This window comes from Thauera butanivorans NBRC 103042, from assembly GCF_001591165.1.
Lineage (GTDB): Bacteria > Pseudomonadota > Gammaproteobacteria > Burkholderiales > Rhodocyclaceae > Thauera > Thauera butanivorans.
Genome location: NZ_BCUG01000032.1, coordinates 39,262 through 60,064, shown reverse-complemented (window position 1 = coordinate 60,064; position 20,803 = coordinate 39,262). Strand labels below are relative to the sequence as shown.

The window sequence follows — 20,803 nt, the reverse complement described above, 5'->3', positions numbered from 1 at the left end:
CGTTGGATTGCAGGGCTGTACCGGACAGCTTCTTCAATGGCAGCATAAAACCCTATGAAATACAAGACATAGGTTTACCCTATGCAAACAGGATTGCTCCAGAGGGGGGTGTGCAGCGGGATGCCAGCGGTTTTTTTCGATGAAGGCGGCTTTCCGCGCCTTCGGCGCAGGACTGCAAACTATTGCACGGGCGCCGCACATTCCAGTTTGCCCAGCCTGCCGGGAATTGGATAGAAAGACATTCAGGCAAATATAACGATCGCCTTGCCATGGACCGATGAACGTCAGCCGTGGCCTGGCCCCCCGAGAGCGTGGCAATAAGCGGAATGTTCCAAGCAGGGCCTTTCTTTGTCTCGGACGTCGATCCGGGCTTGCTGCTGTACGGCAGCCACGACCCCTGGCTGGTTGCCCTGTCGGTGGCGGTGGCGATCCTTGCCGCCATCAGTGCGCTGCATGCGGCCGGTGTGGCACGGCGGGCGGCGGGCGGCGGGCGCACGGGAGCGTGCCCTGTTGATCGGCAGCGGTGCCGTTGCGCTGGGCGGGGGCATCTGGGCGATGCATTTCATCGGCATGCTGGCTTTCGATCTGTGCACGCCGGTGGGCTACTCGCGCCCGATCACCCTGCTGTCCATGCTGCCCGGTCTCGGTGCATCGCTGGTGGCGCTGGCCCTGCTGGCGCGTCCGCACCTGAGCATGCGGCAACTGGTCACTGGCGGCGTGCTCGTCGGCGCAGGCATCGGCACCATGCACTACAGCGGCATGGCGGCGATGGAGATGGCGCCGGACTTGCGTTACGACCCGGTGTGGTTCGGCCTGTCCATCGTCGTCGCGATATCGCTTGCCGTGCTCGCGCTCTGGCTGCGTTTCCGGCTGCGCCGCCTGCGGCGGCGCCTGTCCGTCGGGGCCAGCATCGTGATCAGCGGCACCGTGCTCGGTTTTGCCGTAGCCGGCATGCACTACACGGGCATGGCTGCGGCGCGCTTCGTCGGCACCGCGGTCGAAGGCGGCAGCGGTCCGGACACGGGCTTCGTCGCTGCCGCGGTGGCGCTGATCACGCTGGCGCTGACGGCGATCGTGGCGGTGGTCAACGGCCTGCTCCGCTACAAGCAGTTGTATCGGCAGATCGAGTCCAGGGAAGTGCGCCTCCAGGCGATCTTCGATACCGCGATCGACGGCATGGTGACGATCGACGAGCGCGGCATCATCCAGACCTTCAACCGCGCAGCGGAACAGCTGTTCGGCTGGCGGGCGGATGAAGTCATCGGCTGCAACGTCAACATGCTGATGCCCGAACCGCATCGGGGCCAGCACGACGGATACCTGGCGAACTATCTGAGTAGTGGTCAGACGCGCCCCGCCGGCGTGGGGCGCGAGGTGGTGGCGCAGCGCCGCGACGGTTCGCTGATGCCGATCCGGCTGGGCATCGGCCAAGCGAAGATACCGGGCGAATCCCTGTTCCTGGGCATCATCACCGACATCAGCCAGCGCAAGAGCATGGAGCAGGCCTTGCGGGCCAGCGAGGAGCAGCATCGAACCCTGCTGCGCAACATTCCGGGGATGTCGTTTCGCCGCCGGTTGGGCGAGGACCGTTCGACCCTGTTCGTGAGCGATGCGGTGGCCGGCCTGACCGGATGGGATGCGGCCGAATTCGTCGAGCGTGGCCGCAGCTATTGCGATCTCATCCATTCCGACGACCACGCCTGCCACGAGGCGGCGGTCGCTGCCGCCATCGAGGGCCGTGGCGATTACACGGTGGAGTACCGCCTGATCCATCGCGACGGACACCGGCTGTGGGTGTGGGAAAGCGCTTCGGTGGTGGCCGATGCGGACGGACGGCCCGCCTGGGTGGATGGCGTGGTGTTCGACGTCAGCGAACGGCGGCGCATGGAGGAAGCCTTGCGCGAATCGCGCGACCGGGCCGAAGCTGCGGCGGCGAGCAAAACGGCTTTCCTGGCCAACATGAGCCACGAGATCCGCACGCCGATGAACGCCATTCTCGGTTTCACCGAGCTTTTGCTGGACACCCGCCTCGACTCGCTGCAGCAGCGCCATCTCGAAACGGTGCGGCGTTCGGCGCGCTCCTTGCTGGGCCTGCTCAACGACATCCTCGACACCGCGAAGCTCGAGCGCGGCGCGGTGGGGATCGAGAACGTGAGCTTCTCGCTGCGCGAACTGGTCGATCAGGTGGCGGCTTCGCTGACACTCTCTGCCGAAAGCAAGGGGCTGACGCTGGAGACGGCCTACGATCCGGCGCTGGGTGACTTCTTCGAAGGTGATCCGCTGCGGGTGCAGCAGATCCTGACCAATCTCGTCGGCAATGCGGTCAAGTTCACCGAGCAGGGGGGCGTGCGGATCGAAGTGGGCGGAGCGCCCGGCGCCTTGCGCATCGAGGTGGCGGACACCGGCATCGGCATCGCCGCGGATCGTCTGGCGAGGATCTTCGAGCCTTTCGCGCAGGCGGATGCGTCCACCAGCCGCCGCTTCGGCGGTACCGGGCTGGGCACGACCATCGCCCGCCAACTGGCCGAGCTGATGCATGGCCGCCTGGACGCGGAAAGCGAGGTCGGTGTCGGCAGCCGCTTCATCGTCGAACTGCCCCTGCCCGCGGGGGAGCCCGTCAGCGCCGAGCAGGAAACGGCGATGCCGCAACTGCCGCCGATGCACATCCTGGTCGCGGACGACGTGCCGCAGAACCTGGAATTGATGACCCTGGTCCTGAACCGCGCTGGGCATCGGCTGGTGACCGCGGGCGATGGTGACGAAGCCGTCGCGGCCTTCCTGGCGGGCCGTTTCGACGTGGTGTTGATGGACATGCAGATGCCGGTGACCGACGGCCTGGAAGCGACCCGTCGCATCCGTGCCCATGAGCGTCTGAACGGCCTGGCGCCGACGCCGGTGATCGCGCTGACCGCCAGCGTGCTACCAGGACCGGCTCGCCGCGCGCGAGGCCGGGATGGACGGCTTCGCCTCCAAGCCGGTGGACATGCCGCGGCTGATGACGGAGATCGCCCGTGTCACCGGCCAGGCCGTTCCGGGCCGCACGTACTCCGGGCGCAGCATCGAGGCCCGGCCCGGCGCCGTCATCGACTGGCAGGGCGGCATCGAGCTATGGGGCAGCGCGGATGCCTTGTGCCGCGCGGCGTGCCACTTCATGGACGGCTATCGCGACAGCGCCGCCACGCTGGCGCAGCATGCGGCGGCGGCCGATTTCGACGCCGTTCGCCAGTTCGGCCATCGTCTGCGCGGCGCGGCGGCCAATCTGTGCCTGCCGGCCGTCAGCGGGCTTGCGGCGCGTATCGAGAACGAGGCCGCGCATGGCCAGGGGCAGGCGCTGGACGGATTGTGCGGCGAGCTGGGGCAGGCGCTGGCTGCCGTTGCTAACGAACTGGCCAGCCACGGCCGGCTGGGCGGCGGCAACGAAGCCCCTCCGGCGCGTGGCGCGGGCGAAGACGTCGCCTCGCTGGCACGCGAGCTGGACGGCCAGCTCGCACATGGCGAGTTCGACGATGCACTGGTCCGCCGCCTGCTCGACGGCTTGAACGCCGATGGGCATTCGACCCTGGCCGAGCGCATCGGCAAGGTCATCGACGACTTCGAATTCGGCGCCGTGCAGACCATGCTGCGGACGCTCCACGCCGGAATGCCGGGCGCGAACACGGGACCATGACCATGCAGACCGCCCTCGATTGCCGCCCCAAGCTGTTGCTGGTGGATGACGAACCGACCAACCTGCAGGTGCTGCGCCACATCCTGCAGCAGGACTACCGCCTGCTGTATGCCAAGGATGGCCGGCGCGCGCTGGAGCTGGCCGCGAGCGAGCGGCCGGAGCTGATCCTGCTGGACGTCATGATGCCCGGCATCACCGGTCTGGAAACCTGCCGGTGGCTCAAGGCCGATGCCGCGACCGCTGCCATCCCGGTGATCTTCGTCACTGCGCTGGCTGATGCCAGGGATGAAGTGGAAGGCTTCGAGGCCGGCGCGGTGGACTACATCACCAAGCCGGTGAGCGCGCCCGTGGTGCGGGCACGTGTGCGCACCCATCTGTCCCTGGTGCGCATGGAAGAGCTGGCCAGCACGCGTCTGCAGATCGTGCAGCGGCTCGGACGGGCGGCCGAATTCAAGGACAACGAGACCGGCCTGCACGTGATCCGCATGAGCCACTATTCGCGCGTGCTGGCGCTGGCTGCCGGGCTGCCGCCGCGCGTGGCGGAAGACATCCTGCACGCTGCGCCGATGCACGACATCGGCAAGATCGGCATTCCCGACGCGATCCTGCGCAAGGCAGGGCCGCTCGACGACGACGAATGGCGCATCATGCGCTCGCATTGCGAGATCGGCGCCCAGATCATCGGGGAGCCCGATTCCGGGCTGCTGGCGATGGCGCGCAGCATCGCGCTCACGCATCACGAGAAATGGGACGGTAGCGGCTACCCGAACAGCCTCGTGGGCGAAGCGATTCCACTCGAAGGGCGCATCGTCGCCATTGCCGACGTATTCGATGCCTTGACCAGCGAGCGCCCCTACAAGCCGGGCTGGCCGGTGGACAAGGCCATCGGCGCGCTGCGCGAAGGCGCGGGCCGCCATTTCGATCCCGCGTTGGTGGAGCTGTTCATCGCCCGCTTGGACGAGATTCTGCAGATCAAGGCCCGCTGGGCGGAGAGCGCCGCCGCCGGGGCAGCGCCCCCGCTTGTGCAGGTGGCATAGACGGCACGGCTGGACCGGTTTCCGGCCGCCCGAGCCAAGCGGTCATTCATTGCCTGCGCGTGAGCAAGTGATCGCTGTCCGCCCGATGCGGCACAGTGCTTCGGGCATCCCATGACGCCCGTGCGGTGAGGGCACGTTTCCCCGATGGGGAACAGCGCTTAACATGTGCGCCTTGGTCGCGGCCAGCGCAAGTTCCGCGTCGTGGCACGAGTCGTTCGACCTGAAAGGAGCCTTCATCATGACCCAGACCGCATCCGTCCCTTCCATTCTCATCGTCGGCGCATCGCGAGGCATCGGCCTTGGCCTGGTGCGTGAATACCTGTCCCGGGGATGGCGGGTCATCGCCACCGAGCGCAAGCCTTCCCCCGATTCTGCACTGGACCGCCTGGCGCAGGAGTCGGCAGGCGCATTGCGTGTCGAAGCGATCGACATCGACCGGCCGGAACAGATCGCTGCCTTGTCGGAGCGCCTGCAAGGCACGTCGCTCGACGTCCTGCTCGTCAATGCCGGCGTGATCGACAACCCCCGGCTGCCCATCGGCGAGGTCGCCACCGAGGAATTCGTGCGCCTGATGGTGACCAATGCCTTGAGCCCTTTGCGCGTCATCGAAGCACTGGCCGCGCTGGTCAAGCCCCGGGGCAGCATCGCCGCGATGTCGTCGGGGCTGGGCAGCATCGCCGGCAATACCGAAGGCGGTTCCGAGCTGTACCGCGCCAGCAAGGCCACGCTGAACATGCTGCTGCGCAGCTACACCGCCCGTGCCGGCGGCGAGCGCACCGTGTTGGCATTGATGCCGGGCTGGGTCCGCACCGACATGGGCGGCCCGGATGCGGCGATCAGCGTGGAAGAAAGCGCGAAGGGGCTGGCCGACACCATTGCCCGACACCAGGGTGAGCGCGGCACGATATTCGTCGATTACCAGGACAAGCCGATCCCCTGGTAGGGCGGTGGCGTGTGGCGGTCGGCTGGGGCTGGATGGGGCCCGCGCCCGCCCGCAGTGGATCAGTCCAGGCCGGAGAAATCCGGCTTGCGCTTTTCGAGGAAGGCCGCGAAGGCTTCGCGGGCTGCCGGCCCCTTCGTCCGCAGCACGAAAGCTTCGGCTTCCAGCGCGATGCGTGCGAGCACTTCGTCGGTATTCCTGAGCAGGGCCTTGGTCTGCAGCACGGAGCCGGCGGGCAGCCGGCTCAGGCGCAGCGCCTGCGACAGCGCGAAGTCCAGCACCGGCTGGTCGCTGACGACCCGATTGATCAGACCGATCTCCCGGGCTTCGCCGGCGGACAGCGGGTCGCCGAAAAGCAGGGCCTCGGCTGCGCGCCGGTGGCCGGCGAGCCGTGGCAGCAGCAGACTGGAGGCGCCTTCGGGGATCAGGCCGAGGGCGACGAAGGGAAACGAGAAGCGGGCGCTGTCCTGCGCATAGACCAGGTCGCAGTGGAACAGCATCGTCGCGCCGACGCCGACCGCGAGTCCATTGACGGCGGCGACAATCGGCTTTTTCACCTGGACGAGTGCATTCAGGAAGTGGAAGGGCGGCGCATCCACGCTGTCCGGTGGGTACTCCAGGAAGTCCTGGAGATCGTTCCCCGCCGAGAAAGCGTCGCCTCTGCCGGTGAGCAGGATCACCGAGACGGAGGCATCCGCGTCGGCCGTGACCAGCGCCTCACGCAGTTGGTCGTACATCGCACCGGTAAAGGCGTTCTTCTTCTCCGGCCGGTTCAGTTCGATGACTTGAACGCCATGCTGGCGGGAGCATTCGATCATCCATGTTCTCCTGACGGGGTCACCGTCCGATGGTATCAGCGGACGGTGCCGGCCGCAGCACGGGATGCTGCGGCCGGGGGGCGGGCGGTGCTTCATGCCGCTGCGCGCTTCCGCCCGGTCCGGTTTCGGCAATCCGGGTTCGGCCGCTATTGCCCGCGGGTGAATAGATAGTCGTTGTCTGCCAGCGGAATGTGACAGGAGAAGCACTGGATGCCGCCGTCCGTCACCGCCCTGGCATTCGGGTCGCCGCCCTTGAAGGCCTGGAAGCCCCAGCCGCCCGTTTCGGGGTAGCGCTCGTCGTCCTTGACCATCACGGCGACGACCTTGCGCGCGGCCTGGGACAGCGAGTGGTTGCCGTCCGCGGAATAGGCGAAGCGATCCACGGCGAAGGTGGCGCCCTTGGCGAACTTGCCGCTCTTCAAGCCCTCCAGCGCGGCGGCATCGGCATAGACGTGCTGGATGCCGACGTTGCCGGCCGGCTCGTGCCCGTCGAGGTTGACGGTCGAGTGATGGTGATGCCAGCTGCGGTAGTCTTCCGGGAAGGGAATCTGGCCGGTGTCCTGCGCGGCCAGCGCGGTGCCAGCGCCGCCGAGGGTGATGGCAATTGCCAGTGTCCTGAACATTTCGTCGCCTCCTGATCTCGTCTCGGGAACGGGCCCGGCGATGGGCCGGAGCCGCGTTCGTCATGGGTCATGCCCGGCTGCAGCCTACACAGCATGCGCAGCGTCCGGCATCGCCCGGATCGGCAATCGGAGATCGAGAAAATCATGATCCGGTGTTCTGCGATGCAAGCCGCCGGAGCGAGCGTCCGGGCGGCATACACCTGCTGCCGGCATGGATTTGATCCATCGCATGGAAACCCGCGGCGTTCTGCCTTAGCGTCGATAGTCATTCCGCGACCGGCCGCCGTTGCGCGGCCATCCACAGGAGCTTTCCATGTTTCTGCTCGACTGGCTGCTCGGCAGGCACCACGACAAACCGCAGGCCGCGCCTGCCCATGCCGCACCGGAGGTAGGGCCCTGTGCGCCGGGCACGTCGATCCGCTACAGCGCCGACCTGATCGAACATCTGGTGCGCGACCACCGCAGCATGCTCGACTGCGTCGGCCAGATCAGCCGTGCGGCACGCAGCGGGCGCCTGGACGAGGCCGCGCCGCTGCTGGAGCGTTTCCGTACCGACCTCCACGGCCATCTGCTGGTCGAGAACGTGCGGCTGTACGTGTATCTCGAACACACGCTGGCGGGCGATCCCGCCAGCCATGCGCTGATGCACGAGTTCCGCCACGACATGGACGAGATCGGCAAGAAGGTCGTCGCCTTCCTGGCGCGCTATGCCCGTCTCGGCGAGGATCCTTCGCTGGCCGCCAGCTTCACCGCCGACCTCGAGGCCGTGGGCGCGGCCCTGGCCGACCGCATCCGGCGCGAGGAAGAAGTGCTCTACCCGCTCTACGCGCCGGTGGCCTGAGGCGGCTGGCCGCCCCGGACGGGGATCGCGGCCTGCCGGCGCCGGCGGCTGATCAGGCCAGCACCTGGCCGTGCTCGCGGGTGGCGTGGAATGTGACCTTGGGCCATTTTTCCGCCGTCACTTCGAGGTTGTAGCGGCTGCTTGCCAGGTACACCGGGTTGCCGTCGATGTCCTTGCCCAGCCGCAGGGCTTGCTCGCGCTCGAAGTTGCGGCGGGTGACATCGTCCGGAAAGGTCAGCCAGCGCGCGGTGTGGATGTCGGCCGGCTCGAAGATCGCGTCGACCTTGTATTCGTCCTTCAGGCGCTGGGCGACGATCTCGAACTGCAGCACGCCGACGGCACCCAGCAGCATCTGGCCGCCTTCCAGCTCGAAGACCTGGATTGCGCCCTCCTCGCCCAGTTCCTGCAGGCCTTTCTGCAACTGCTTGGACTTGAGCGGGTCGCGCAGGCGGGCGGCACGGAACAGTTCGGGCGAGAAGTACGGAATGCCCTTGAAGCCGATGTTCTCGCCTTCGCTCAGGGTGTCGCCGATCTGCAGCTGGCCGTGGTTGTGGATGCCGATGATGTCGCCGGCGACGCCGTCTTCCATGATCACGCGCTCGTTGGCCATGAAGGTCAGCGCGTTGGCGAGCTTCATGTCGCGGCCGGCGCGCACGTGCCTGACCTTCATGCCCGAGCTGTAGCGCCCCGAGCAGATGCGGAAGAAGGCGATGCGGTCGCGGTGCTTGGGATCCATGTTGGCCTGGATCTTGAACACGAAGCCGGTGAAGGCCGGTTCGGCCGGCTGCACCATGCGCGTGCCTTCGGGCTGGGTGCCCGCAATGCGGGGCTGCGGCGGCGGCGCCCAGTCGATCAGTGCCTGCAGGATCTCCTGCACGCCGAAATTGTTGATCCCGGAGCCGAAGAATACCGGTGTCTGTTGGCCGGCGAGGAATTCATCGAGCTCGAAGGGCGGCGAGGCGCCGTCGATCAGTTCCACGTCCTCGCGCAACTGGCCGATCTCCAGCGGGAAGCGGCTGTCGAGCTCGGCATTGTCCAGGCCCTTGATGATCTCGCCGTCGCTGCGGCGTTCCTCGCCCGGCGTGAAGGTCAGCACCTGCTTCTGCAGCAGGTGGTAGACGCCGCGGAAAGCCTTGCCCATGCCCAGCGGCCAGGTCACCGGCGCGCAGGTGATCTTCAGCACGCCCTCGATTTCGGCGAGCAGGTCGAAAGGCTCGCGCACTTCGCGGTCGAGCTTGTTGACGAAGGTGATGATCGGCGTGTTGCGCATGCGGCAGACGTTGAGCAGCTTGATCGTCTGCGCTTCCACGCCCTTGGCGGCGTCGATCACCATCACCGCGGCATCGACCGCGGTCAGCACGCGGTAGGTGTCTTCCGAGAAATCCTCGTGGCCCGGCGTGTCGAGCAGGTTGATGGTGTGGCCCTGGTACTCGAACTGCATCACCGAGCTGGTCACCGAGATGCCGCGCTGCTTCTCCACTTCCATCCAGTCCGAGGTGGCGTGGCGGGCGGACTTGCGCGCCTTCACCGTGCCGGCGAGCTGGATCGCGCCGCCGAACAGCAGCAGCTTCTCGGTCAGCGTGGTCTTGCCCGCGTCGGGGTGGGAAATGATGGCGAAGGTGCGGCGCTTTTCGACGTCGCGCAGCAGCTCGGGCGGGAAGGGGGTGGTCGTCATCGGGATTCGTCAGCGAAAAGAAAACCGCCTGCGCGCAATGGTGCGAGGCGGGGCGGTGGCGATTCTACCAAGGATGCGACGGGCTGCCGTGGCGCCGTGCGGGTAGCGGCGGCGTGGAACGGGCAAGAAAATGGGCATCGGCGCCAGGCGGGGGCGCCGATGCCCGAGGCGGCTCCACGGCGGGAGCAGAGGAGAAAGGGAGAAAGGGAGAAAGGAGCGGTTGGCCGGGAGCGGTCGGCGATGGCCGATGAGGTGTGGTCGATGCGGTGCCGGCAGCCGAGTGCAGCCGCAGGGCCGATCCCCGGGACCGCCCCTGCGATGATGTGTGGACCTACTTCTTCTTGCCGACCTGATCGCCGATGACGCCGCCGATGGCCGCGCCGCCCACGGTGCCGAGGACGCCGCCGTCGGTGATGACCGCGCCTGCCACGCCGCCGACCGCGGCGCCGGTGACGGCGCTCTTTTCACGCGAGGACATGTTGTCCCAGGTCGCACAACCCGTTGCGGCGATGGTGATCAGAATGGCGGGAATCAGGCTGTGGATCTTCATGCTGTACTCCTGTCTCGTGTCCGTTGGTCGGCGGGAACACCGCGTTCCCCCGATCGCTGAGTCCATGGATGGGAACACGGCGCGGGCGGAAAACTCCGCGCTCAGCGTGACGACTTGTTTCAGCCTCGAGGCCGTGCGGCAGGCCGTGCCGGCGGCGTTCCCGCGGACACTGGCGGCAGGCGCGGCGGCTTTCGCGCCCGGCCCGCGCCTGGCGCCTTAACATTTGGACGCAGCTTGGCGGCTGGCTGCGGCGTGCCGAAAGCGGGAGTTGCGTGTTTTCGGGATGCCGGGCGCGCCTGCATGCTGTGTTTCGCCGCCGTCGCCGGTGTCCCGGCGACGCTCAAGGCTGCTTGGCCGCCTGCGCGGGAAACTCTACCCGTACCCGCAACCCGTTCGGCGTCCCTTGATGCAGGCTGATCGTCGCGCCGTGCGCGCGGCAGATCTCGCCGACGATGGCCAGGCCCAGGCCCGCACCGCCTTCCCGCGTGCCGCGCCGGTAGAAGCGCTCGAACACCCGCTCGCGGTCCGCTTCGGGAATGCCGGGGCCGTCGTCCTCCACCTCCAGCACTGCCGGCGCCTGCACCCGCAGCACCAGGTTGCTGCCGGCCGGCGTGTGGGCCAGGGCATTGTCGATCAGGTTGTTGAGCAACTCGTTGAGCAGGACGGGCTCGCCGTCCACCCACACCGGCTGGTCGGCCTCCAGTGCCAGCGCGACACCGCGCTCATGGGCCAGCGGGGCGAGCGCCAGCGCCAGTTCGCGGGTCAGCAGGCTCAGGTCGATGCGCTGTGCTCCGCCTTCGCTGATCGCCCGCGCCCCGCTTTCGATGCGTCCGAGCGAAAGCAGCTGGTTGGCGAGGCGGGTCAGGTCGTCGCCGTGCTGCGCAGCCTGTTCCAGGGTTTGGCGCCATGCTTCCGGCTGCTCGGCGCGCAGGCCCAGCGTGATGCGCGCCTTGAGCGCGGCCAGCGGCGTGCGCAGTTCATGGGCGGCTTCGGTGATGAACTGCGACTGGCGCTCGAACAGGCCGCGCAGGCGGGCATTGAACTGGTTCAGCGCAGCCACCAGCGGGTGCAGTTCACGCGGCAGGCCGGCATCGGGCAGTGGCCGCAGGTCGTTGTTCGTGCGTTCCGCCAGCGCGGTGCGCAGGCGCTCCAGCGGCCGCAGGGCGGCGCTCACCGCCAGCCACACCAGGATCAGCGCGGTCACCGCCAGCAGGCCCATGCGCCACAGCGTGCCGATCAGCAGTTCGCGCGCCATGCGTTCGCGTGCGCCCCGGGTCTCGGCGACGCGGATTTCCGCCATGCCCTTGAAGCCCGGTTCGCTGACCGGCTGCAGCAGGCTCACCACGCGCACGCCCTGGCCGCGATAGACGCCATCGTAGAAGCGCGCCAGGGCCGGGTAGTCGTCGGTGCGCGGCGTGCCCGGCGGCGCTGCGGGCAGATCCTCGTAGCCGGACACCAGTTCGCCGTCCGTGCCCAGCACCTGGTAGTAGATGCGCCCGGCGCTGTCGTAGGCGAAAGTGTCCAGGGCCACGTAGGGCACGTTGGCCTGCAGCCGGCCGTCGTTGCTGTGCAGGCCGTCGCCCACCGCGCGCGCCGAGGCCAGCAGGGTGCGGTCGTAGGCGGTGTCGGCGGCGCGGCGGGCGCTCCAGTACGCACTCAGGCTGCTTGCCAGCAGGATCAGCGCCAGCAGCAGCGACAGGCGCCGTAGCAGGCGCCCCCGCAGGCTGCCGTGCTCAGCCATCGGCTGCCTTCAGCAGGTAGCCCAGGCCGCGGAAAGTGACGATGTGTACGCCGCTGCCTTCGAGTTTCTTGCGTACCCGGTGGATGTAGATCTCGATGGCGTCGGGGCTGGCCTCCTCGTCGAGGCCGAATACCTGGGAGGCCAGTTGCTCCTTGCTCATCACCCGTCCGGGACGGGCGAGCAGCGCTTCCAGCACTGCCTGCTCGCGCGCGGTCAGCGCCAGCGTCGCTCCGTGCAGGCTGAAACGCAAGGTGTCCAGGTCGTAGACCAGGGCGCCGCAGCGCTGCTGGCGATTTCCTCCCTGGCGCGAACGGCGCAGCAGCGCCTTGACGCGTGCTTCCAGCTCGGACAGCTCGAAAGGCTTGGCCAGGTAATCGTCGGCGCCCAGATTGAGGCCGCGGACGCGGTCGCTGACTTCGCCGCGGGCGGTCAGCATCAGTACGGGCAGCGTCTCGCCGCGTTCGCGCAGGTGGGCCAGCACCTGGAAGCCGTCGCGCCGCGGCAGGCCGACGTCGAGGATCGCCAGCGCATAACCCCCGTTGGCCAGGGCCAGATCGGCGGCCACGCCGTCATGCAGCACGTCTACCGTCCAGCCGGCGCCCTTCAGCGCCTGGGCGATGCTCTCCGCCAGTTGCGGATGGTCTTCGACCAGCAGAATCCGCACGGCCACCTCCTGCCACGAAGCTCGTCAGAAGCGCGCAGTGTAGCGCCCGGTCCGGCCTGCCAAAAACTTTCGGATGTGAAAGCTTGGCGAAAGCCAAGGCCCCTAGCCTAGCAGCGTGTGAAAGGACGGCTCGAACTGCCCTGCACACGGCCCGCGCGGACGATGCGCGGGTATGACAAAAAAGAGAGGAGACCTGCATGACCGCTGCCCTGCGTCCGGTATTGCCGACCCTGTGGCTGAGCTGCCCGGCCACGGCGGGCACGGTGTTCGTGCCGCCGGGCGAAGCCGCTTTCGCGGGCAGCGCGCCGGTGGCCCCGGAGGCCCCGGAGGCCCGCAGCACCGGCATTCAGCACCCATTCCAAGCGACGCACTGACGAATTACCAGTCTGCATGCCAAAGGCATTCAGACGGGGTTGTTTCATCTGCAAGAGAGACGGACAGCGCCCGACCATCAGATGGCCTGCCGAGCTGATGAAGCCTGGGTCACATATAAACACATAGGAGACAACATCATGAAAACTACCCTGATCCGTGCCACCCTGGCAGCCGCTTGCCTGACCATTGCCGGCCAGGCCCTGGCCTCCGAGCCGAAGCGGCCCGAATGCATCGCCCCGGCCGCCCCTGGCGGCGGATTCGACCTGACCTGCAAGCTGGCGCAGACCGCGCTGGTCGAGAGCAAGCTGCTGACGTCGCCGATGCGCGTCACCTACATGCCCGGCGGCGTCGGCGCGGTGGCCTACAACGCGGTGGTTGCCCAGCGTCCGGCCGAGGCTGGCACCATCACGGCCTTCTCCAGTGGCTCGCTGCTGAACCTGGCCCAGGGCAAGTTCGGCCGCTTCGACGAAAACGCGGTGAAGTGGCTGGCCGGGGTCGGCACCAGCTACGGCGCCCTTGCCGTGCGCAGCGACTCTCCCTACAAGAACCTGGATGACCTCGTCGCCGCGATCAAGGCCGATCCGGGCAAGGTGGTGATCGGCTCCGGTGGCACCGTCGGCAGCCAGGACTGGATGCAGACCGCGCTGATCGCCCGCGCTGCCGGCATCGATCCGCGCAAGATGCGCTACGTGGCGATGGAAGGCGGCGGCGAACTGGCCACTTCCCTGCTCGGCGGGCACATCCATGTTGCCAGTACCGACATCTCCGACTCGGTGCCGCACATCGCAAGCGGGGACATGCGCTTGCTCGCGGTGTTCTCCGACGAGCGCCTGCCGGGCGAGATCGCATCCCAGATCCCCACCGCCAAGGAGCAGGGCTACGACGTGTCCTGGCCGGTGATCCGCGGCTTCTATGTCGGCCCCAAGGTCAGCGACGAGGCCTACGCCTGGTGGAAGAACGCGTTCGACCAGCTGCTCGCTTCGGAAGAATTCGCCAAGCTGCGCGAGCAGCGCGAGCTCTATCCGTTCTCCATGACCGGTGACGAACTGGATGCCTACGTCAAGAACCAGGTTGCCGAGTACAGGAAACTGGCGAAGGAATTCAATCTGATCCAGTAAGGCCGATCGGGGCAGCCGCCATCGCTGTCCGGCGATGGCGGCTGCCCCGGAATCCTGTAGCACATGGTTCCCGGGAGAGCGTGTCGTTCACGCCATCGCCATCCCGGCAGGAAATCCATCACGAGGAATCCCTCATCATGTACCAACGTATATTCGGCCTGGTGCTGCTGCTCATCTGCATAGGTCTGGGCATCGTTGCCTGGGACTATCACGCGCCGTTTTCCTACGAGCCGGTGGGGCCCCGTTCCTACCCGCTGCTGTTGCTGCTGCTGATGGGGCTGGGGGCGATCTATCTGATCGCCGTCAAGCCGGCGGGCGCTCACGAGCCGGCCAACGAGCATGACCATCCAATGGACCGCCATGTCCTGATCAAGGTGACGAGCTGCGTGGTGGTGCTGACGGTCTACGCCGCACTGTTCGAAACGCTCGGCTTCATTCCGGCGAGCATGCTGTTCGGCATCGTCATGGCCCGCCTCTACGAGGGCTCCTGGCTCGCCAGCGTGATTGCCGGCGTGGTCCTGGCCATCGGCCTCTACCTGCTGTTCGACAAGGCCCTCGACGTACCGCTACCGCTCGGCATCCTCGCCGGTCTGGAGAACTGAACCATGGATACTCTCAGCTACCTCGGCCAGGGCTTCGGTGTCGCCCTCAGCCCCTACAACCTGTTCACCGCACTGTGCGGTACGCTGATCGGCACCGTCGTCGGGCTGCTGCCGGGCCTCGGTCCGATCAACGGCGTGGCGCTGCTGATCCCCATCGCCTTCGCCCTCGGCCTGCCGCCGGAAAGCGCGCTGATCCTGCTCGCCGCCGTGTATCTGGGCTGCGAGTACGGCGGGCGGATTTCCTCGATCCTGCTGAACATCCCCGGCGAAGCCTCGGCGGTGATGACCACCCTCGACGGCTATCCGCTGGCGCGTCAGGGCAAGGCCGGCGTGGCGCTGTCGATCTCGGCCTGGAGCTCCTTCCTCGGCGGCTTCATCGCCACCTGCGGCGTGGTGATCTTCGCGCCGCTGCTGGCGAAGTGGGCGGTGGCCTTCGGTCCTGCCGAATACTTCGTGCTGATGGTGTTCGCCATCGTCTGCCTGGCCGGCATGGCCGGCAACAGGCCGATGAAGACTGCCATCGCCTGCTGCATCGGCCTGTTCCTGTCCTGCGTCGGCATCGATTCCAACAGTGGCGTGTATCGCTTCACCTTCGGCAGCCTGGGCCTGGCCGACGGCATCCAGTTCGTGGTGCTGGTGCTCGGCCTGTTCTCGGTCAGCGAGATCCTCGTGCTGCTGGAGCATACCCACCGCGGCCAGAAAGCCCTCGAAGCCAGCGGCCGCATGCTGTTCAACCTCAAGGAAGGCGCTTTCGTGCTGGCCACCAACCTGCGCAGCGGCGCCATCGGTTTCGGCCTCGGCATCCTGCCCGGCGCCGGTGCCACGCTGGCCAGCGCCGTGGCCTACATGAGCGAGAAGCGCCTGGCACACAAGGACAACCAGTTCGGCAAGGGCGACTTGCGCGGCCTGGCCGCGCCGGAAACCGCCAACAGCGCCTCGGCCTGCGGCTCCATGGTGCCGATGCTGACGCTCGGCGTGCCCGGTTCGGGCACCACCGCGGTGATGCTCGGCGCGCTGACGCTGTACAACATCACGCCGGGCCCGCTGCTGTTCCAGAACCAGCCCGACATCGTCTGGGGGCTGATCGCCTCGCTGTTCGTCGCCAACGTCATGCTGATCGTCATGAACGTGCCGATGATCAAGGTCTTCACCAAGATCCTCGCCGTGCCTTACTGGGCGTTGGTGCCGGCGATCGCCATCATCACCTCGATCGGCGTCTATGCGGTGCATGCGACCACCTTCGACCTGTTCCTGATGATCATCATCGGCGTGGCCGGCTACATCCTGCGCAAGCTGGACTTCCCGCTGTCGGCGATCCTGCTCGGTTTCATCCTCGGCGGGCTGATGGAGCAGAACCTGCGCCGCGCGCTGTCGATTTCCGACGGCAGCCTCGGCATCCTGTTCGCCAGCCCGATCACCTGGGGTGTGTGGACCCTGATCGCAGCGATGATCGCCCTGCCGATCTATCGCACCTGGCGGAACAATGCCAAGCGTGCCGGCAGGCCGGCTGTCGCCGACGCGTGATCGCCTGAGCAGTCGATCGACCGGCCCGGCTGGCGGCTCGTCCGCCAGCCGGGCCGTTTTCGTTCATGCAGGCAGCGGCGGCATCGCCGGGTGCGTCCCGACGCTCCGGCTTGTCCGCGCCGGCCTTACGCGGCAGCATGTGGGCATCTTCCGCGCCCCGTTCCCGCCATGCTGCTGCTCGATGCCTCCCTTGCCCAGTCCATCGTCGATCGCACGATGCAGATCCTGCATGCCAACGTGAACGTCATGGACGCGCGCGGCGTCATCATCGCCAGCGGCGACGCGGCCCGCATCGGCAGCCCGCACGAGGGCGCGATGATGGTGCTGGCGCAGGGGCGCACGGTCGAGATCGACGATGTGCTGGCGCGCCGGCTGCACGATGCACGGCCGGGCATCAACCTGCCGCTGCGCGCCGAAGGCGGCATCGTCGGCGTGATCGGGCTCAGCGGCGAACCCGATGCCATCCGCCAGTTCGCCGAACTGCTGCGCATGGCTGCCGAAACCATGATCGAGCAGGCGCGGCTGATGCAGATCATCGCGCGCGATGCCCGCCTGCGCGAGGAACTGGTGCTGCAGCTCGTCGGCCTGGCCGCGCCGGCCCCGGCGCTGGAAGACTGGGCGCGCCAGCTCGGCGTCGATCCGGCACGCCCGCGCGTCGTGCTGCTGCTTGAATCCGATCCTGCCGCCGCCGATACGGCAGTCGCCGATGCGGCTGCCCAGCTTGCCGAGCAGCAGCGTCTGCTGGGTGTGCTGGCGGCCGAGCCGGGCGTGCTGTGCGCGCCGGTGTCGCTGCGCGAAGTGGTGGTGCTGTTGCCGGTTTCGGCGGCGCCGGACGAGGTGCAGCGGCTGCGCAAGCGCGCCGAAGCCCTGCTTGCACGCCTTCGGCGCGATGGCCATCCACCGCCGCGGCTGGCGCTCGGCGGCGTGTTTCCGGGCCGTGCCGGGCTGGCGCGCTCCTACCAGTCGGCGTGCGCAGTGCTGCGCCTCGGCCGTCGGCGTGGTGGTGCCTTGCACTGCTATGCGGACCAGACGCTGGCCGTGCTGCTGGCTGGCATGAACGAAGGCTGGCAGGCGGACGAACTGCGCCGCCCGCTGCAGCGGCTGGCGCAGCACGACCGCGATGGCCTGCTGCGGCGCACGCTTGCCAGCTGGTTCGCGCACGACATGAAGTCGGCCGCCGCCGCACGCGCCCTGGGCGTGCATCGCAACACCCTCGACTACCGCCTGCGCCGGCTCGGGGAGTCGAGCGGGCTGGATCTGGCGCGGCTGGACGACTGCCTGCTGCTGTATATCGCGCTGCAGCTCGATCCGTCCGATTCGGTTTGATCGTGAAACCGACTCCGGTTTGAAACTCCGCCGTTCAGTCGGCATGCTGGCTTTCGTCAAGGGTGGGACGTCATGCAAAGCGGGGCGTCATTATTGAATCAACATTCAACAGGGTGCAGAATCCACGGTTTGCCATACGACAATGTTTTTGCCCGTACCCGCAGGGCTCATTCAGAGGAGATACCGACATGCCCGGCCGTTCTGTCACGCTCAAGCTTGGACACGACAGCTATTTTCTCGGCCCGCGCCACGCCGTTTGCCGCGAACTGCATGCCTCGCTGCCCCGGCAATCGGCCAGCCTGCTCGACGCCGGCCTGTCGGATCCGGGGGCAATGCGTACCCTGCTCGACTTCGTCGCCGCCAACGACCCGGCACGCGATTTCGACGAGGCCCCGGAAGACCGTGAAGTGCTGCGCCGCGCCAAGCGCCTGCTGAACGGCGGCGTGCATGTCCTGGTGCGCCTGGACGGACCGGCATCCCACGCCTGCGCCGGCCCGGCCGTGCAGGTCGATGCCGCCAGCGGCACGCTGCGCCCCGATCTGGCGATCACCGCCGAGGAGGAGTCCCTCGTCGAACGAGGCGACATCCGCGCTTTCTGGCTCAGCCGCCTGCACAAGCTCGACCCCGTCGCCCGCATCGGCTTCGGCCTGTGGAGCCGCAGCGCCGAGGAATATCGTGCCGCCATCGAACGCGGCAACCCCGAGTACTGGGACCACAAGGGCTTCGCCTACTGGGAGGGCATCACCCGCACCACCATCGTCAATCTCAGCGTCGGCTTGAACAAGGCGGGATTCAGGGGGAACATGCGGCAGGAGCGGGAGAAGATACGGAATGTCGGGAAGGCTGTCGCCAGAATGCATATCGACTATGTAAAAGCAGATTATCGGTATTCTTATGGAAAAATTCGCGGCTTGTTAAGCAAGCAACAAGTTGCTGACTATCATCACGAGGCATTTGCAGAATTTCACATCCAGCCGGACAACTATGGCGGTACTTGGCTGCGTGCGGTGCCAGACGAGATGGAATTCCGCATCTACGGCTTTCTGTACTGCCACGACTGCGACAGCGACGAAGGCTACCCCGGTCCGGCACGCTGACATGCGCAACCTGATCCTGCTGCTGCTCGCCGGTCCGCTGCTCTACCTGCTCATCCCTTCATGGCAAGTCCAGACACGCCATCCCATCGGCGAATACACCTTCTGCATTCCACCGCAGTACGTCGTTTTTTCAGACCGTGATTTTCCCGGCAAGCCTGGCAGCGAATATGACGTCTCAGAGCCCGGCGGCTACGTCCGCATCACCTTTCCCCCTGAACAAATCCTGCTCCATGCGCCGGCGTTCCATACCAAAATCCCAACTCCTGCGGATTACACGGCTACAGCGTATTCTCACCAAAGCATCAGTGTCACTGTTACTGCGGCCCATACGCTTGACGGCCTCAAACGTACAATCCGGAAAGAACGTGATCAATTTCCCAGCCTGGAACTGGTTCCTGACCCGACGACCGGCATGGCGCGTCTTATGGGCAGCAGTCAAATCTATCCAGAGTGGCTTTTCATCCACCCGTCTGCAGACGGTACGCTGGATTTGCATGGTGAGCGGTGGCTGTGGGGTAGCTGTAGTGTGTGGGAACCCAAGCAGTCCGATGCCTACAAATGCCGACGGGAGCTACGCCATGCAGGGCTCTCAATGAAGTACCACATCGCCAGTGTCAACATGCCCCACTACCCTGCCATCGACCGCATGATTCTGCAGCAGTTGAAGCAGTGGGAATGCAGCAAGCCGGGCAAATCCGACGCGTGGGACGACATTTGACCTCTCGCCATGCGCAACCTGACACTGCTGCTGCTCGCCGGCCCGCTGCTCTACCTGCTCATCCCCTCCTGGCAGGTCCAGACACGCCATCCCATCGGCGAATACACCTTCTGCATTCCACCGCAGTACGTCGTCTTCTCCGAACGCAATTTCCCTGACCAGCCCGGCAGCGGATATGACGTCTCGGAACCTGGTGGCTGGGTGCTCATCACCTTTCCCCTCGAACAAATCCTGAACCATGCACCCGAATTCCAAAAAAAAATCCCGACTTCTGCGGATCACACAAGCACAGAGTATTTCCACCAAAAAATCAGCGTCATGGTCACTGCCGCGCATTCATTAGACGCGCTTAAACAGAATATTTTGGCAGGGCAAGGTACCTTTCCAAACCTGAACTTGGTTGCCGATCCAACAACCGGCATGTCACGCTTAATGGGCGACAGTCAGATTTATCCTGAATGGCTTTTTGTCCATCCGTTACCGAACGGAACGCTGGATTTACGTGGCGAACGGTGGCTGTGGGGGGGTTGCTATGCACGGGGAGCCAGACAGTCTGAGCGCTTTGATTGTTTCCGGTACTTGCGCCATGCCGGCTTATCAATGCAATACAGTATTGCCGAGGTCAACATGCCGCACTACCCCGCCATCGACCGCATGATTCTGCAGCAATTGAAGCAGTGGGAATGCAGCAAGCCGAGCAAATCCGACGGCTGGGACGACATTTGACGCCCCGTCATGCGCAATCTGATCCTGTTATTGCTCGCGGGGCACGCTACTTTACGTGCTTATTCCTTCATGGCAGGTCCAAACCCGCCATCCCATCGGTGAATACACCTTCTGCATCCCTCCGCAATACGTGGTTTTTGCCGAACGTGATGTTCCCGACAAGCCCGGATATGACGTCTCCGAGCCCGGCGGCTATGTCCGTATCACCTTTCCTTCTGAACAAATCCTGCACCACGCACCGGCGTTTCATACCCACGTTCCCGTCAAAGGTACGCTGGATGGTAAGAGCTATATCCGGGAAAGCCTGCAGGGCGTCAACGTCACCGTTACACCGGCCCATCCGCTGGACGGTTTCAGACGAACCATTACGGAAAGACGCGACCTGTTTCCCAGCTTGGAGCTGATTCCTGATGCTGTGACCAGCATGTCGCGCCTCATAAGCGGCACTGGGTCCTATTCCGCTCGCTGGTATTTTGTTCATCCCGCAGTGGATGGCACGCTTGACATGCAAGGCGAACAGTGGCTATGGGGAAGCTGTTTTAGCAGGGGCATCGAACGACCTGATGCATATACTTGTATACGCGACTTACGTTACCGGGGGTTGATGGCCGTGTATGACATCGCCGGCGCCAACATGCCCCACTACCCCGCCATCGACCGCATGATTCTGCAGCAGTTGAAGGAGTGGGAGTGCAGCAAACCGCCCAGGTCCGACGCCTGGGACGATCTCTGACACCTCCCATGCACAGGCGTCCTGCTGC

General features: G+C 66.1%; 19 protein-coding genes and 2 pseudogenes. 15 read left to right on the top strand and 6 right to left on the bottom strand.

The window, feature by feature from the left end; genetic code table 11:
- Positions 1 to 453: 453 nt before the first annotated feature.
- The 5 genes and pseudogenes from TBU01S_RS13840 to TBU01S_RS13825 all read left to right on the top strand — a co-directional run.
- Positions 454 to 2,904: pseudogene (locus TBU01S_RS13840) on the top strand (PAS domain S-box protein); the annotation flags it as partial.
- A 49-nt stretch (positions 2,905 to 2,953) separates the two neighbouring features.
- A pseudogene (locus TBU01S_RS25115) lies at positions 2,954 to 3,322 on the top strand (Hpt domain-containing protein); the annotation flags it as partial.
- Positions 3,323 to 3,340: 18 nt separating this feature from the next.
- Entirely contained in the window at positions 3,341 to 3,667 is a 327-nt protein-coding gene (locus tag TBU01S_RS24320) for a hypothetical protein (RefSeq protein ID WP_068637211.1), read from the top strand.
- Entirely contained in the window at positions 3,664 to 4,704 is a 1,041-nt protein-coding gene (locus TBU01S_RS13830) for an HD-GYP domain-containing protein (protein ID WP_369404212.1), read from the top strand. Before TBU01S_RS24320 ends, TBU01S_RS13830 begins: the two co-directional genes overlap by 4 nt.
- Positions 4,705 to 4,942: 238 nt before the next feature.
- Positions 4,943 to 5,647, top strand: a complete 705-nt coding sequence (locus TBU01S_RS13825) for an SDR family NAD(P)-dependent oxidoreductase (protein ID WP_068637210.1) — start codon at positions 4,943 to 4,945, stop codon at positions 5,645 to 5,647.
- 59 nt (positions 5,648 to 5,706) lie between these two features.
- Here TBU01S_RS13825 and TBU01S_RS13820 read toward each other — a convergent pair whose 3' ends face one another.
- Together TBU01S_RS13820 and TBU01S_RS13815 are read right to left on the bottom strand one after the other, a co-directional pair.
- Positions 5,707 to 6,462, bottom strand: a complete 756-nt coding sequence (locus tag TBU01S_RS13820) for an enoyl-CoA hydratase (RefSeq protein ID WP_068637209.1) — start codon at positions 6,460 to 6,462, stop codon at positions 5,707 to 5,709.
- Between the two features lie 146 nt (positions 6,463 to 6,608).
- Positions 6,609 to 7,085 carry a cytochrome P460 family protein gene (locus tag TBU01S_RS13815; protein WP_068637208.1) on the bottom strand — a complete coding sequence of 159 codons (477 nt, stop codon included), beginning with the start codon at positions 7,083 to 7,085 and terminating at the stop codon, positions 6,609 to 6,611.
- A gap of 313 nt (positions 7,086 to 7,398) precedes the next feature.
- On the opposite strand from TBU01S_RS13815, the gene TBU01S_RS13810 reads away from it, so the two are divergent.
- Complete coding sequence (locus TBU01S_RS13810) at positions 7,399 to 7,926, top strand: hemerythrin domain-containing protein (RefSeq protein WP_068637207.1); 528 nt, start codon at positions 7,399 to 7,401, stop codon at positions 7,924 to 7,926.
- 52 nt (positions 7,927 to 7,978) lie between these two features.
- Here TBU01S_RS13810 and TBU01S_RS13805 read toward each other — a convergent pair whose 3' ends face one another.
- The 4 genes from TBU01S_RS13805 to TBU01S_RS13785 form a co-directional block, all read right to left on the bottom strand.
- On the bottom strand, positions 7,979 to 9,601 hold the full coding sequence (locus tag TBU01S_RS13805; protein WP_068637206.1) for a peptide chain release factor 3: 1,623 nt from the start codon (positions 9,599 to 9,601) through the stop codon (positions 7,979 to 7,981).
- A 331-nt stretch (positions 9,602 to 9,932) separates the two neighbouring features.
- Positions 9,933 to 10,151, bottom strand: coding sequence for a YMGG-like glycine zipper-containing protein (locus tag TBU01S_RS13800; RefSeq protein WP_068637205.1), 219 nt, complete (start codon positions 10,149 to 10,151; stop codon positions 9,933 to 9,935).
- 340 nt (positions 10,152 to 10,491) lie between these two features.
- On the bottom strand, positions 10,492 to 11,892 hold the full coding sequence (locus TBU01S_RS13790; RefSeq protein WP_068637203.1) for a sensor histidine kinase: 1,401 nt from the start codon (positions 11,890 to 11,892) through the stop codon (positions 10,492 to 10,494).
- Positions 11,885 to 12,556, bottom strand: a complete 672-nt coding sequence (locus tag TBU01S_RS13785) for a response regulator (protein ID WP_068637202.1) — start codon at positions 12,554 to 12,556, stop codon at positions 11,885 to 11,887. Before TBU01S_RS13785 ends, TBU01S_RS13790 begins: the two co-directional genes overlap by 8 nt.
- A 197-nt stretch (positions 12,557 to 12,753) precedes the next feature.
- Between TBU01S_RS13785 and TBU01S_RS23925 the strand changes: the two genes are divergently transcribed.
- The 9 genes from TBU01S_RS23925 to TBU01S_RS23920 all read left to right on the top strand — a co-directional run bounded on the left by TBU01S_RS23925 (position 12,754) and on the right by TBU01S_RS23920 (position 20,775).
- Entirely contained in the window at positions 12,754 to 12,930 is a 177-nt protein-coding gene (locus TBU01S_RS23925; protein WP_157659146.1) for a hypothetical protein, read from the top strand.
- Positions 12,931 to 13,068: 138 nt separating this feature from the next.
- Entirely contained in the window at positions 13,069 to 14,049 is a 981-nt protein-coding gene (locus TBU01S_RS13780) for a Bug family tripartite tricarboxylate transporter substrate binding protein (protein WP_068637201.1), read from the top strand.
- Between the two features lie 137 nt (positions 14,050 to 14,186).
- Positions 14,187 to 14,651, top strand: a complete 465-nt coding sequence (locus TBU01S_RS13775; RefSeq protein WP_083953610.1) for a tripartite tricarboxylate transporter TctB family protein — start codon at positions 14,187 to 14,189, stop codon at positions 14,649 to 14,651.
- A gap of 3 nt (positions 14,652 to 14,654) precedes the next feature.
- A complete protein-coding gene (locus TBU01S_RS13770) occupies positions 14,655 to 16,175 on the top strand; it encodes a tripartite tricarboxylate transporter permease (RefSeq protein ID WP_068637200.1) in 1,521 nt (506 codons plus the stop codon).
- Between the two features lie 168 nt (positions 16,176 to 16,343).
- A complete protein-coding gene (locus TBU01S_RS13765) occupies positions 16,344 to 17,501 on the top strand; it encodes a sugar diacid recognition domain-containing protein (RefSeq protein ID WP_068637199.1) in 1,158 nt (385 codons plus the stop codon).
- A 62-nt stretch (positions 17,502 to 17,563) separates the two neighbouring features.
- Positions 17,564 to 18,598 carry a hypothetical protein gene (locus TBU01S_RS24520; protein WP_217999620.1) on the top strand — a complete coding sequence of 345 codons (1,035 nt, stop codon included), beginning with the start codon at positions 17,564 to 17,566 and terminating at the stop codon, positions 18,596 to 18,598.
- Between the two features lies 1 nt (position 18,599).
- A complete protein-coding gene (locus TBU01S_RS13755) occupies positions 18,600 to 19,316 on the top strand; it encodes a hypothetical protein (RefSeq protein WP_068637198.1) in 717 nt (238 codons plus the stop codon).
- A 9-nt stretch (positions 19,317 to 19,325) separates the two neighbouring features.
- Entirely contained in the window at positions 19,326 to 20,042 is a 717-nt protein-coding gene (locus TBU01S_RS13750; protein ID WP_068637197.1) for a hypothetical protein, read from the top strand.
- Positions 20,043 to 20,097: 55 nt separating this feature from the next.
- Entirely contained in the window at positions 20,098 to 20,775 is a 678-nt protein-coding gene (locus TBU01S_RS23920) for a hypothetical protein (RefSeq protein WP_157659145.1), read from the top strand.
- The last annotated feature ends 28 nt before the right edge of the window (positions 20,776 to 20,803 follow it).